At 30.8% G+C, this 13,803-nt stretch carries 16 protein-coding genes; 11 read left to right on the forward strand and 5 right to left on the reverse strand.

Annotated elements, in window-relative coordinates; all coding sequences use genetic code 11:
- Window positions 1-16 precede the first annotated feature (16 nt).
- The 6 genes from CEE44_01930 to CEE44_01955 all read left to right on the forward strand — a co-directional run bounded on the left by CEE44_01930 (window position 17) and on the right by CEE44_01955 (window position 5,573).
- Window positions 17-553, forward strand: a complete 537-nt coding sequence (locus CEE44_01930) for an RNA-processing protein (protein TKJ17272.1) — start codon at window positions 17-19, stop codon at window positions 551-553.
- Window positions 554-593: 40 nt separating this feature from the next.
- Window positions 594-2,255, forward strand: coding sequence for a DNA topoisomerase VI subunit B (locus tag CEE44_01935; GenBank protein TKJ17273.1), 1,662 nt, complete (start codon window positions 594-596; stop codon window positions 2,253-2,255).
- A gap of 1 nt (window position 2,256) precedes the next feature.
- Window positions 2,257-3,006, forward strand: coding sequence for a hypothetical protein (locus CEE44_01940; protein ID TKJ17274.1), 750 nt, complete (start codon window positions 2,257-2,259; stop codon window positions 3,004-3,006).
- 10 nt (window positions 3,007-3,016) lie between these two features.
- On the forward strand, window positions 3,017-4,096 hold the full coding sequence (locus CEE44_01945) for a DNA topoisomerase VI (GenBank protein TKJ17275.1): 1,080 nt from the start codon (window positions 3,017-3,019) through the stop codon (window positions 4,094-4,096).
- Window positions 4,097-4,151: 55 nt separating this feature from the next.
- Entirely contained in the window at window positions 4,152-5,237 is a 1,086-nt protein-coding gene (gene trpS / locus CEE44_01950) for a tryptophan--tRNA ligase (protein ID TKJ17276.1), read from the forward strand.
- Window positions 5,238-5,345: 108 nt separating this feature from the next.
- A complete protein-coding gene (locus tag CEE44_01955) occupies window positions 5,346-5,573 on the forward strand; it encodes a hypothetical protein (GenBank protein ID TKJ17277.1) in 228 nt (75 codons plus the stop codon).
- Here the strand turns inward: CEE44_01955 and CEE44_01960 are convergent, their stop codons facing one another.
- Complete coding sequence (locus CEE44_01960) at window positions 5,574-6,905, reverse strand: nucleotidyltransferase (protein TKJ17278.1); 1,332 nt, start codon at window positions 6,903-6,905, stop codon at window positions 5,574-5,576. It abuts the gene before it with no gap.
- A gap of 141 nt (window positions 6,906-7,046) precedes the next feature.
- Here CEE44_01960 and CEE44_01965 point away from each other — a divergent pair, with 141 nt between their 5' ends.
- Entirely contained in the window at window positions 7,047-8,375 is a 1,329-nt protein-coding gene (locus tag CEE44_01965) for a hypothetical protein (protein ID TKJ17279.1), read from the forward strand.
- Between the two features lie 4 nt (window positions 8,376-8,379).
- Here the strand turns inward: CEE44_01965 and CEE44_01970 are convergent, their stop codons facing one another.
- The 4 genes from CEE44_01970 to CEE44_01985 are packed head-to-tail and all read right to left on the reverse strand — an operon-like array spanning window position 8,380 to window position 10,937.
- Window positions 8,380-8,970, reverse strand: a complete 591-nt coding sequence (locus tag CEE44_01970; protein ID TKJ17280.1) for a hypothetical protein — start codon at window positions 8,968-8,970, stop codon at window positions 8,380-8,382.
- Entirely contained in the window at window positions 8,930-9,607 is a 678-nt protein-coding gene (locus CEE44_01975; protein ID TKJ17281.1) for a fibrillin, read from the reverse strand. The genes CEE44_01970 and CEE44_01975 overlap by 41 nt, the downstream gene beginning before the upstream one ends.
- On the reverse strand, window positions 9,607-10,224 hold the full coding sequence (locus CEE44_01980; GenBank protein TKJ17282.1) for a hypothetical protein: 618 nt from the start codon (window positions 10,222-10,224) through the stop codon (window positions 9,607-9,609). The genes CEE44_01975 and CEE44_01980 overlap by 1 nt, the downstream gene beginning before the upstream one ends.
- Window positions 10,221-10,937, reverse strand: a complete 717-nt coding sequence (locus tag CEE44_01985; GenBank protein TKJ17283.1) for a hypothetical protein — start codon at window positions 10,935-10,937, stop codon at window positions 10,221-10,223. The genes CEE44_01980 and CEE44_01985 overlap by 4 nt, the downstream gene beginning before the upstream one ends.
- 81 nt (window positions 10,938-11,018) lie before the next feature.
- Between CEE44_01985 and CEE44_01990 the strand changes: the two genes are divergently transcribed.
- The 4 genes from CEE44_01990 to CEE44_02005 are packed head-to-tail and all read left to right on the forward strand — an operon-like array spanning window position 11,019 to window position 13,792.
- Window positions 11,019-11,528 carry a pyruvate ferredoxin oxidoreductase gene (locus CEE44_01990; protein TKJ17284.1) on the forward strand — a complete coding sequence of 170 codons (510 nt, stop codon included), beginning with the start codon at window positions 11,019-11,021 and terminating at the stop codon, window positions 11,526-11,528.
- The gene (locus CEE44_01995) at window positions 11,512-11,781 is read left to right on the forward strand and encodes a pyruvate synthase (protein TKJ17285.1); all 270 of its coding nucleotides are present in this window, start codon (window positions 11,512-11,514) and stop codon (window positions 11,779-11,781) included. The genes CEE44_01990 and CEE44_01995 overlap by 17 nt, the downstream gene beginning before the upstream one ends.
- Window positions 11,778-12,905: a pyruvate ferredoxin oxidoreductase gene (porA, locus tag CEE44_02000; GenBank protein TKJ17286.1), complete on the forward strand. Its 1,128-nt coding sequence runs from the start codon at window positions 11,778-11,780 to the stop codon at window positions 12,903-12,905. Before CEE44_01995 ends, porA begins: the two co-directional genes overlap by 4 nt.
- Window positions 12,893-13,792, forward strand: a complete 900-nt coding sequence (locus CEE44_02005) for a 2-ketoisovalerate ferredoxin oxidoreductase (protein ID TKJ17287.1) — start codon at window positions 12,893-12,895, stop codon at window positions 13,790-13,792. Before porA ends, CEE44_02005 begins: the two co-directional genes overlap by 13 nt.
- Window positions 13,793-13,803 lie beyond the last annotated feature (11 nt).

The following is a 13,803-nucleotide window of genomic DNA, read 5'->3' on the forward strand; positions in this document are numbered from 1 at the left end:
AAGGTGATCGCCTCCAATGACAGAATACAAATATGATCTAAAAATTCCTAAAGAAAGAGTTGCTGTTCTTATAGGAACAAAAGGAGAAAGTAAAAAACATCTAGAATCTGAAACAAAAACTAAGATAGAAGTCGATAGTAAAGAAGGGGATGTGTCTATTTCTGGAGAAGACGGCTTAAAATTATATGCTGCAAGAGAATTAATAACTGCAATTGGACGTGGTTTTAACCCAAAAATTGCTTTAAAATTACTTAACGTGGATTATTCTTTTGAATTAATAAATCTTGGGGATTTAGCAAGATCAAAAAATGATCTAATAAGATTAAAAGGTCGTGTTATTGGTCAAGAAGGTAAAAGTAGGAAAATAATTGAAGAATTGACAAATTGTGAATTGTGTGTTTATGGGAAAACTATTGGGATTATTGGCCCTGTTGAGTTTACTCCTCTTGCAAGAAGAGCAATAGATATGTTATTAGGAGGGAGCACACACGCTGGTGTTTTTAAATATCTTGAAAAGCAAAGAAGAAATATGAATATACAGAAAATTAACTAAAACAATACATTTTTAAATAAATCCAAAACATTTCATAAAGATGGCAAATTCAAACATAGCTGAAGAGATGGCAAAAAAACAAAGAGATATCTCTGTAGCATCTTTCTTCGAGAAAAATAGACATTTATTGGGTTTTGACAACAAAAGAAAAGCTCTTCTAACAGTTGTTAAAGAGGCTGTTGATAATTCTATTGATGCTTGTGAAGAAGCAGATATTTTACCAGAAATCAGTATTGAATTAATTGATTTAGGAAATGATAAATTTAGAATCATAATAGAAGATAATGGTCCTGGAATTGTAAAAAAACAGATCCCCCCAATATTTGCGAAATTGCTCTATGGAAGCAAATTTCATAATCTGTCTCAAACAAGAGGTCAGCAAGGGATTGGGATAAGTGCAGCAGTAATGTATTCTCAATTAACAACAGGAAAACCAACAAAAATCACATCAAAAGTCAAAAACAACTCAGGGGCACATTATTACGAGCTTCATATTGATATTGCTCAGAATAAACCAGACATAATTAAAGATGAATCTGTTGATTGGAATAAAGATCATGGAGTAAAAATTGAAATGGATTTAGAAGGAAATTACCAAGGTGGAAGTCAAAGTGTTGACCAATACCTTAAAGAAACTGCAATTGTTAATCCGCACATTACTATAATTTATACTAATCCTAAAGCAGAACAAACAATATTTGCAAGAGCCACCGATAACCTTCCTAAAAAACCTGTTGAAATAAAACCCCACCCTTATGGTATTGAATTGGGTATGTTAATGAGGATGGCAAAAGATACAGAATCAAGAACCCTTCAAAGTTTTCTAACAAATGATTTTTCAAGAGTAGGTTCTGGAACAGCAAAACAAATATGTGAAAATGCTGCTTTACTACCAAACACAAAACCCCGTGAACTTGTTCGTGAAATGGCTGAAAAACTTATGGAAGGTATTAAGAAAACAAAAATAATTTCACCTCCAACAGACTGTATAAGCCCGATTAGCTCAGAAGAATTAGAAAAAGGTCTAAAAAAAGAAATAAATGCTGAATTTTACTATTCAATAACAAGACCTCCTTCTGTTTACAGAGGAAATCCATTTATTGTAGAAGCAGGTCTAGCCTATGGTGGTGATCAAAGTTCAGAAGGCTCAATAACTTTAATGAGATTTGCAAACAGAGTTCCCTTGCTTTACCAACAAAGCGCATGTGCTGCTGCTAAATCTGTTGTTCAGACAAATTGGAGAAAATATGGATTAAGCCAAAGTTCAGGAGCTCTGCCTCAAGGACCATTAACAGTTGTTGTTCATATCGCTTCTGTATGGGTTCCATTTACATCTGAATCAAAAGAAGCTATAGCGCATTATCCTGAAATTATTAAAGAAATTAAATTAGCTTTGCAAGAAATTGGTCGTAAACTAGGAAGCTATGTGCATAAGAAAAAGAGGGTTTTAGCAGAGGGGCAAAAAAGAGATTATATTAAAACGTATATTCCTCACGTTGCTGAGGCTTTAAAAGAATTAGTAGGATTTAAAGATGCAGATGAGAAAAAAGTAGAAGAGTACTTAACTTCAATCCTTGAGAAACAAAGAGGAAAACTAGAAAATCTTGAAGTTGTAAATGAAGAATATGATGAAGAATTAGCGAAGATTGGGAAGGATAATAAAGAGGAGCAGAAAACTTTAGGTGAGGAAGAAAAGAAATAAAATGGAACCCTTAATATTTATACTGGCAGCAATAATAACTTTTTTGACAGCAATAATTGCAGGAATGATTGGAGGTTCTTATCTGATATTAATACCTGCCTTGATTTGGTTAGGGATACCAACACACGAAGTAATCGGAATTACTAAGATATTAACTATTGCTGTTGGATTTGTTTCAATTAATTATTGGATGCACGGAAAACTAGATTTGAAATCAACATTTCCATATGCTATATTGGTTGGAATAGGAAGTATAATTGGGAGTTTTATTGTAATTGGAATAAGTGAGAACATATTACAGATTATAATTGGAGTATTGATGATTTTAATAGTATTGATATTGATATTAAACAAGAATTTTGGATTGAATCCAATAAAGATAAAAGTAAAAAAGCATATATTACTACTTTCTGTAGTTTTGTTTTTTATATTAGGTATATATGATGGATTTTATGCAGCAGCATCAAGTATCTTTGCTGTTATGTTATTTACATCTCTATTGAATAAAGATTTTGTAGAATCTGTAGCTAGTGCGCGTTTTATAGAATTTTTTGGAGGGGTAACTGCTGCATTTGTTTTTTTTGCAAATGATTTAATTGATTTTAAAATAGCTTTACCTTTAGCTGCTTTATTTTTTGCTGGAGGGTGGATCGGCTCTCATATAACAATAAAAAAAGGAGCAAATTTTGTAAAGGGAGTAATAATAATTGTTTCGGTTGCATTTATAATAAAACTATTAATATTTAGGTGATATAATCAAAATGAAAGTAGCAAAACAAATAAAGGAACTAGCAAAAGGGATTTATGATTCTATTTTAAAAAAGAAACAACCCAATCTTGAATCTCCTCTAAGATCTTTAAGTAATGTAAAGTACGACGACAAACTTGGTTATTTCGAGTTAATTGGAAAGAAAAAATCAAGAACCTTAACAGTTGGTACTGTTAAAACATTTGCTCAAACTTTGCGTATGATGGCTCTATCTAAAGATTTAGTTGAGAAAGATGATATTGCAACAAAAAGAGAGGCATATTATGTTTCTAAAAATTGGGGGGAAGCGAGGTTCAAAGCTCAACCAGAATCAGACACAGTAATGGATGATGTTGAAGCTATGCTCATGGTCAATCGTGAACAAATGGGTTTTATTCCTGAAGAAAAAGGGGGAGATGTAGCAGGAAAACTTATTGTAGTTGATAAAGACCAAGATACAGGAAAACAACTTAAAATTGACTGTACTAAAATGGGTTCAGGAGCATATTCTATTCCTTCTTCTGTTGAAGATCTAAAATTCGAAACAAATGCTAAATTTATTTTGGCAATAGAAACAGCTGGTATGTTTCAAAGACTTGTAAAACATAATTATTGGAAAAAAGCAGATTGCATTTTAATTTCAATGGGAGGAGTTCCAACAAGAGCGTGTAGAAGATTTATTAGAAAATTATCAGATGCAAAAAAAATACCAGTCTATGTATTTACAGACGGCGATCCTTATGGATATGGTAGTATCTACAGAACTTTAAAAGTTGGTTCTGGTAATGCTGCTCACATAAATAAATATTTTTGTGTTCCACATGCCAAATTTATTGGCATTACTCCTCAAGATATTGTTGATTATAAACTGCCAACCCATCCTCTAAAAGAGGTTGATATTAAAAAGATTAAAGATTTAATGAAAAACGATCCTTTTATCCAACACCACAAAGAATGGCAAAAAGCCTTAAAACAAATGGCCCAGTTAAAAGTTAGAGCAGAGCAACAGGCCTTGGCAAAATGGGGCCTTAACTTTGTTATTTCTGATTATCTGCCAAAAAAGCTTAAGAATGAAAAAAGCTGGTTGCCATAGATTTCTATTATTTTATTTCAAAACCTTTAAATAACTAAACTTACAAGGTAATAATATGACAAAAATAATAGATCCATACGGAAGTGAACTAGTAGAAGATTATTCAAAAGTCATCAAAGACTTTGGATTAGAAGAGTTTAAAGTAGATTTATTTCCAAAACCAAACAGAATTATGCGAAGAAGCGTTGTTTTTGCAGGTAGAGATCTAAAAATAATAAGCAGATGTATAAAAGAAAAAAAACCATTCTATGTTTTATCTGGAATAATGCCTTCTGGAGAAAAAATACATTTTGGAAACAAAATGGTTGTTGAAAACATAAAATATTTCCAAGAACACGGCGCAGAAGCATATATTTTAGTAGCTGATTTAGAATCTTCAGCAGCTAGAAACATTTCATTAAAAGACGCTAAAAAAAGAGCTTTAGAATTTCATATTCCAGCATTTATTGCTTTAGGTTTAGATCCTAAAAAAACAACATTCTACTTCCAATCAGAAAACAAAGATGTTGTACATCTAGCTTATGAGGCAAGCCAAAAAATAACATCTAATGAATTTAAAGGGATTTACGGTAACACAGACCCAAAAAGAATTATGTCAGCAGTAACACAAGTAGGAGACATTCTCTATCCTCAACTTAAAGAAAGAATGCCAGGAATAATTCCAGTTGGTGTTGACCAAGATCCTCACATAAGACTAACAAGAGATGTTGCAAGAAGGTTAAATAAGTATAAATTTTTCCTGCCTTCTGGAATATACCACAAATACACTCCATCACTAAATGGACGATTAAAAATGTCTAAAACACATCAAGAATCATGTATCGAACTTCCAGAAGATAAAAGCATATTCTGCAAAAAAATTATGAGAGCTAAAACAGGTGGCAGAGACACGGTTGACGAACAAAAGAAAAAAGGTGGAGAACCTGAAAAATGTATGATATTTGAATTATACAAACAACATCTAATTGAAGACGACAAAGACCTGAAAAAAATATACAACAATTGTAAAAAAGGAAAACTAACCTGTGGTGACGATAAAAAACATTGTTGTGAATTAATGACTAAATTCATGGATGATTTTAATAAAAAAACAAAAAAAGCAAAGAAAGATATAAGCAAGCTAAAATTCGTTAAGTATTAAAAAACACAAAGTGTTTTTTAAAATGATCAGAAATCTTTGATTTCTGACATTTAAATAAGAAGTTTTATATATTTTACAAATTATATTTATAATAAAGAGGTGATAAATATGACATTCAAAGTAGCACCATTAAACAGTCAGTTTATGTTAACATCTATGCTTGGTTTTTTAATTTCTGTAATATGGGTTAAAAATATCTCACTTTCATGGGGTATAGCATTTGCATTAGTCTTTGCACTAATGTTTATATCGTCTATTGTATCTATGACGCACGGACCTGTTGGAACAGATACAGAAGTTCCAAAATCAAAAAAACCTAAAAAGAAGAAAAAGTAATTAAAATACAATTTTATTTTCTTTTTCCTTAACCTTTCTCATAGCAGTTGGTGCAGAACCACCATGCCATGACAACCGAGGCCTTACTCTTATAGGATACATTCTTTCATTTAAATCATCAAACACAACTCCAGAACCAGCCAAGTCAGGCAAATTATTCAACTGTTTGTCTAGACCCTCTCTCATATAACTCTGCATAATTGTCCCCAAGGCATCTATATCAATCTTAGCTGTTAACCTATGTGATATAACAATATCTGATTGAGTCATAACATCCTCATGTATCTTACCTGGTTGTTGGGATGCTAAAATCAAACTTATTCCAGGTTGTCTTCCTTCTCTTAAAATTGTTATCAACGCATCTGAAGATGTTGTTTTTCCTTCTCTTGGTAAAAATTCATGAGCCTCATCAATAACCAACCACACGAGAGGGTATTCAAGTTTCTCTTTTACCTCCTCTATTAGAGCATAAGCAGAAGCATGGACTGATTCGTGTTCTTCTTTTTTCCTGGCTATCATCCTTTCCAAAAATAATTTTTTAGACACCAACCCAATTACTAAAGCTCTTATTCCTTCAGCGCCAGGCGTAATAGCATAACAACTTACATCTAAAATAGTTACTTGACCTCCAATAATCAAATCAGATAAAGCAGTTCCTTCTCTATCAAATAGCCCCCATGAATTTGCTGCAATAAACCTGTTTGTTGTTGAATCAATTATATATTTATGTGCATCTTTCTCTTTCTGAACAGCATTTATTATATCTTTAATATCATAATTTTCTTCTTGTTCGTTCAGATGAGAAATTATTTTATCAATAAAAGCTCCTTGTTCAGAATTAATGTCAATATCAAATGTCAAACACCAATCTGTCGGGCTTAGTTCTGATGGTTTAATAGAAAAAGAGAAATCTGTTGGAATCCCTTCTTTCTGAAAGGTTTTATGATATCTTTTAGGAGTATATATTTTAATATCTAATGCAGTTGCCTTTAAGCCCCACTCTCCTAATAATTTTTTATCTTTTTGATTGGGATATTTCATTGTCCAATAAATGCCCATTGTATCGAGCATAACAACAGCAATATTTGAAGAAATTTCTGGTGGCAAAGATGACATTCCTTCACATACAACACCCATCGTATATGACTTACCAGAACCTCTTTTTCCACATATAAAAACAACGTGGCTTGTTGTAGTATCCATATAGATTGGGTTAGAAAGAGATGTAATTTGACCCATTTTTACATATTGTTTACCGAGTAATATGGCCCCTTTTGTGCCATATTTCTCTCTATCTGCTTTGGTTCTCCCGATAATTACCTCATATGCCATTCTTTAATAACACCACTCCTTCAATGTTATAAACCTTTTTTTAAACTTCAAAGTAGAAAAAACATAAGCTTTATTAATAACTACTTAGTATTTTGTTAAATATTGCTAAAAATTAAAGATTATACTTAAAAAGGTGATGAAATGGTTGAAGATAATTTTATACAAGAAGAATATACCCCGGTAAAAGATAGTTTTGATGAGTCTGCTAATTTTAATTACGAAGAAAAAATAGAAGAGAAAAAGTTTGTTGATGAAACACCAAAAACAGAGATAAAAAAAGAAAATATTCAATCTAAACTGCCTGTTTCTGAAGATGCACCCAAAGCAGTTGAAACAAAAAAACCAAAAGCTAAACCTATAAAAAAGAAGGAAATTTCTAGACCTAAAAAAACAAAGGAAATTTCAGATGAGAAAAAGCCTAGAATAAATAAGAAGAAGATAAAAACAAATCTAACTGCTTTTAAAAAATACATTCAATTTCCTAAAAATAAGAAGAAGAAAAGTAAAGCCAAATTAAAAAATACTGCAACAATCGGGGCAATAATTGCAATTATAGTTATAGTTGTATTGATTCTAAATATAAACAATATATTCCCAGACCAAGGAACTCCAGTTGCAATCGTCAATAATGAGATAATAACAGATATAGATCTTGAAACAACTGCAAAAACATTACCTCCTGAGTTTCAACTTTCTTTAACAGATGAAGGATTACTAAATCAAACTGTAATGAATGTAGTGTTACTGCAAGAAGCAAAAAAACAAGGACTAGAAACAACAAATGATGAAGTTCAGGAAACCATCAATCAAATAATGTTGACTAATCAAATAACACAAAAAGAATTCAAAGAAAATCTTAAACAACAGGGTTTAACAATGAAGGATATGGAAAAATTCTATAAAGAATATATATCTATAGGAAAACTAGTACAAACAAATGTTTTTTCTAATATTACAATAACTCCGGAAGAAGTTAGGGAATTTTATGATAATTCAGACCTAAATGCAACATTTGAAGAATCAGAACAGGAAATAGTTAATTTTATAGCTCAACAAAAACAAGTAAAAGCTTTAAACAACTATATTGCTGAATTAATGGATAAATCGGACATAAGAATACTTAATAAAGAAGAAATAACAACTCAATCTTTTTCATCAGAAGAAGTTGAAAAATATTCAACATGTGCTGTTGAAAACGGTCTGAAAAAAGACGCAATTGTATTTGTCTATTCTGAATCATGCCCTCATTGTCTAAGAATGAAGCCAATAGTTACAGACTTAGAAGTAGAAGAATATAATTTCAAATGGATTTCTGCATCTGATAATGAAGCAAAAACAATCTTAAGAAACTGTTTTAGTGATGTTTTAGCAGGAGGAGTACCTCAATTTATCTGTGCTAAAAATGGCCAAACAATTGTTGGTGAAACACCAAAAGAAACATTAAGAGCATTTGCTCAAAGTTGTCAATAATTTTTTATTTTAGTTCTTTTAATATATATTTTTCTAATATTTTTTTAGAAGAAATAGTCATTTTAGAAGGAGTTAAAAGTAATTTCTTCAATTCATCAATATTAAAATATCTTATCTCTTCTATTTCTTCTTTATCTATCTTAAATTTTGTTAAAGGTATATCTTTTTTTATTAAGAAAATCTTTGCAAATCTCTTATTTAATCCTTTATGTGATGTTTTTATTTTTATAAATTTCTCTTTTGCAACTTCTTTCAAATCTTGATTATTTAATGTAATTCCAAGTTCTTCTTTGGATTCTCTTAGTGCAGCAACTTCATAGCTCTGATTAATAGGGAAATGGCCTCCAATAGAATGATCCCATAAATGATTATCTTTTCTTTTTTGGAGTAAAACTTCTTTATTAGAATTAATCAAATAAACATATACTTCCCTATGTAAAATCCCTTTTGTGTGAACTTCTTTTCTTGTAGTACTTCCAATAACATTATCAAATTCATCAACAACATCAATAATTTCATTTGGATCATGAGAAATTTTATTCATTTTTACAATTCTATTTTTTCTTACAAACAAAAAACATATGATCTTTTTCAAAAGGATCTAACTTTCTTTCATCAATTATAACTAATTCTTTCTCTATTTCTTGTCTAACCTTTTTGAAAATCTCTCCTGGTTTTTTAGTAACATCAATGCTTCTCGCTTTTACAGCTATTAAAGCGTAACCATCTTTCTTCAAAAACAATCTACAGTTTTCCAAAAATATTCGAGATTGTTGTTTTTGTGCAATATCTTGATAAACAATGTCAACCTCTTTTGTTATTTTGTCTTTATATTTTTCAGGAAGACTTGCATTTTCTAATAAAGGGGCCATATTTTTTCTTAATTCACATAAAAAATATAATTCCCTAACTACTCTTGGAGCAAAATCCAATGCAAAAACAAAACCTTCTTTTCCAACAATATCTGATATATGAGATGGTGTTGTGCCAGTTGAAGCGCCGAGATAAAGAACAACATCTTTTTTTCTTATTCCTATATTAGGGCACCCTTTTAAGATAGCAGCCCCTAATTTTGATTTACGGTGATTCCACTCTCTATATTCTCCATCACTTTGTTTAACTAATCTCTCATCATAAACCTTTTTACCAGGAGTTAAATTTAGTGTATAAAGATATTTCTTTCTACCTTTTTCCTCTTCATAAACTTCAAATATCTTAGATTTCTTTATCATTATAAAACACCAATCTTTTTTAACTTTCTTTTAAGCTTTTTACCGTTTCTAAAATGGATTGCATTAATTCCTAATTCTTTTGAAGGCACTATGTCATCTTTATAATTATCACCTATCATAATTGTTTCAGAAGGCTTAACTTTAAAATAAGATAAAACTGCTCTAAAGTTTTTCTTATCTGGTTTTATTGAACCAAGTTCATATGAAAAAAAGAATTTATCTATATATTTTTTTAAAATAGATTTTTTTATTAAAATTCCATGAAAATGAGTAATATTTGATAAGAGAGCAACTTTATACCTTTTTTTATTTAATGTTCTTAACAAAGGAACAGAATATTTATACAAAGAAGATTCTGATTCTATTTTTCTCCTATATAATGCATTTTTTTTAATAATGATATGATCATGCTTAATCTGGAGTATATCAAACATTTTTTTATAATCTTTTTCAAAACTATCAGATTTGTGCATATGAAATGTTTTTTCAAAAGTTTTTCTTACCTTTCTTAGAGAGTGTTTTCTTGCTAATTTCTCATAAATCCATTCAACAGTGCCTTTTTTATGTCTTTTATACTCTAAAGTGCTCCACAAATCAAATATGATTAACTTTATCATTTAAACTTTTCCTCAATTTCTTTCATTAATTTATCACCAATAAATTTCCCTTTAGCATAATCCACCCTCGAAGCAATACTTATCTTACTAGCCAAAATTCTAGCTGCTTTTCCAACATCTGTTCTTTTAACTTTTGAAATTAAAGGATGTGAATGTAAAACACCATACTTAGGACACTTTGCTCCTGTCTTAATATGTCTAAACAAAGCTTCTTCTGCTCCTAATAACTGAACAGTTGAGGAAGGCATTACCATTAAATTTCTCAGTGAACCAGCATGTTGTATAAGCTTAGCACCAATTAAAGATCCAGAAATTGCTGTTATATTTGGACAAACTTTCTCCATCATTACTTCAATATAATCTTCTTGTTTTTCTTTAAGTTTAAACAATTCATTTATCTGTTCACTCAGCTTCACTAAAGGCTTTAAATCATTTTTACTTAAATCAGCACCAACACTATCTTTTGATTTTTTATCCTTTTTATCTAAAATTGCTTTTATAAAAGACAAATGGTCTTGCATATCGTTTGAAAATTCTGGATTATAATAAGAATACCACTCTCTCAAATCTTTTGAAAGTATATTTATGACTTTATTCAAATCCTCAATATGATTGATAGTTTGGATTATTAATATATCATCTGTTACACTTTCTTTAAGCTTTTTTTTTGTTTCTTTTAAATTTAGTTCTCTAAGCTTATCCAAATTTTTCATAATCCAGATAGATTTAAGAGACTATTTAAATATTACTTAAAATCGTAAACTATATAAACAATCGAAACAGATAAAATTTGCATGATTGAAATAAGAATTCATGGAAGAGGTGGTCAGGGTGCTGTTACAGCAGCACAACTTCTTGCAATCGCTGCTTTTCATGACGGAAAGTATGCTCAGGCTTTTCCAATGTTTGGGGTAGAAAGAAGAGGCGCACCTGCAACAAGCTTTGTTAGAATAGATAATAAACCAATAAACATAAGAGAACAAATATACAACCCAGATTACATTATTGTCTTTGATCCTTCTCTTATTAAAATTGTAGATGCAAAAAAAGGTGTTAAAAAAGAGATAATTGTCAACAGTGATAAAAAAATAGATGGTTGTTATGGCCAAGACCTAACAAGCAAAGCTCTAAAAATATTTGGTAAACCCATTATCAACACATTAATCTTAGGAACATTTGCAGCAAGAACAAAAGTTGTATCATTAGAGAGTCTAAAAAAAGCAATTGATCAGAAATTTAAAGGTGATATTGCCAAAAAAAACAAAATAGCTATTGAGGATGTTTATCATGAATCAAAAAATTAATCCAGGTGCAGTAATAGACACCCCAGGTAGCACTATGCAAACTAAAAAAGTTAGTTTTAGGAATCAAAAACCTGTAACAGATTATTCCAAATGTATTAAATGTGGGAAATGCTGGATAAACTGCCCTGATATGGCTTTTGAGCCTCAAAAAGATGGCACTTTTAAAAATATTGAAAGATATTGCAAAGGGTGTGGGATATGTGCAAATGAATGTCCTGTTAAATGTATTAAAATGGAGGTAGTTCAACAGTGAAAAAAATACAAGAAGCTTCAAGAGCAGTAGCAGAAGCTGTTAAACTATGCAGACCTCAAGTTATTCCTATGTATCCTATCACCCCTCAAACTCATAATGTAGAGGCATTAGCAGAATACATAAACAATGGAGAACTAAAAGCAACACCAATTCTAGCAGAATCAGAACACTCTGTTATGAGTGCTGCAATTGGCTCAAGCGCAGTAGGAGCAAGAACATACACAGCATCTTCTTCACAAGGAATAGCTCTAATGAATGAGATACTTTTCATCGCTGCTGGTATGAGAATGCCAATTGTTATGATGGTTGCAAACAGAGCTCTCTCAGCCCCAATCAATATATGGAATGATCACCAAGATCAAATAAGTGTCAGAGATACAGGATGGATTCAATTTTTTGTTGAAAACACTCAAGAAGCAGTAGATACAATAATTCAATCTTTCAAAATTGCAGAACACAAAGATGTTTTACTTCCTGTTATGATGGGCATGGATGGATTTACACTATCACATGTCTTTGAAAATGTAGAAATCCCTTCTCAAAAAAATGTTGATTTATTCTTACCTAAAAAAACTAAAAGGTTTATATTAGATTCAAAAAAACCAGTTACAATGGGTCCAATAGGTGGACCAGACACTTATATGGAAATAAGAAAAACAAATCAAGATGCAATACTAAATTCTAAAAAAATCATAAAACAAATTCACAATGAATTCAAAAATAAGTTTGGAAGAGGCTATGGTGATGGAACAATAGAGTGTTATAAAACAAAAGACGCGCAAAAAATATTAATATGTATGGGAACAATTGCCGGAACTTCAAAAGTTGTAGTTGATGAACTAAGAGTAAAAGGACAAAAAGTTGGATTAATGAAAGTTAGATTATTTAGGCCTTTCCCAAAAGAAGAAATAATAAAAGCCCTAGAAAAATCAAAAGACATAATTGTTCTAGACAGAAATATTTCCCTTGGTAATAATGGAGCTTTATTTACTGAAATAAGGGATTGTATGTATGGAAGAAAATGTAATATCAAAGGTTATGTTGTTGGATTAGGTGGAAGAGATGTTACAAAAAAGCATATTAAAAAAGCATTTAATATGGTGAATCAAGAATGGCTGATATAAGTGGAATTTCAAGAGAAGAATTTTTAGCACCTGGACACACAGCATGTTTAGGATGTGGAGAAGCTATTGCAATTAGACACATCCTTAAAGTGGCTGGAAAAAATACAATTATAGTCCAGGCAACAGGATGTCCAGAAGTTTATACTACTCTATATCCAAACACAGCATGGAGAATTCCATGGATTCATGTTGCATTTGAAAACGCTGCAGCAGTTGCATCTGGGGTGAGAGAAGGGTTAAACCAAGAAGATAAAAAAGATGTTAATGTTATAGCAATTGCAGGGGATGGTGGAACATTTGATATTGGCCTTCAGGCTCTAAGTGGCATGTTAGAGAGACATCACAAGGTACTATACATATGTTTAGATAATGGTGCATATGAAAACACAGGAGTACAAAGATCAAGTGCTACTCCAAAATATGCATGGACAACAACCTCACCTATTGGAAAAGAAATAAAAGGAAAAAGAGGATGGAAAAAGCCCATGCCTTTAATTGTTGCTGCGCACGAAATTCCTTATGTGGCAACAGCATCTTTATCTGATTTACAAGATCTAATAAGAAAAGTAAGAAAAGCTTTAGCTATCGACGGACCATCATACATACAAATTTTGTGTCCTTGTATTCCTGGATGGAAAATGGAATCAAATAAAACAATTGAATATTCTGATTTAGCTGTAAAAACAAAAATAAATCCCATCTATGAAATTGAAGGGGGTTTAGTCAAAGTTCAGGAAACAAATAATCCATTACCTGTTATCAATTTCCTCAAAGATCAAGGAAGATTTAAACACTTAACATCTAAAGAAATTAAAAATATACAACAACATATTGATGAAAAGTATAAAAAACTAAAAGATTTAGAGAATTCTAAGATAAAACTTTAAAGAGACAAAGA

It is taken from the genome of Candidatus Woesearchaeota archaeon B3_Woes, assembly GCA_005222965.1.
GTDB lineage: Archaea > Nanobdellota > Nanobdellia > Woesearchaeales > B3-WOES > B3-WOES.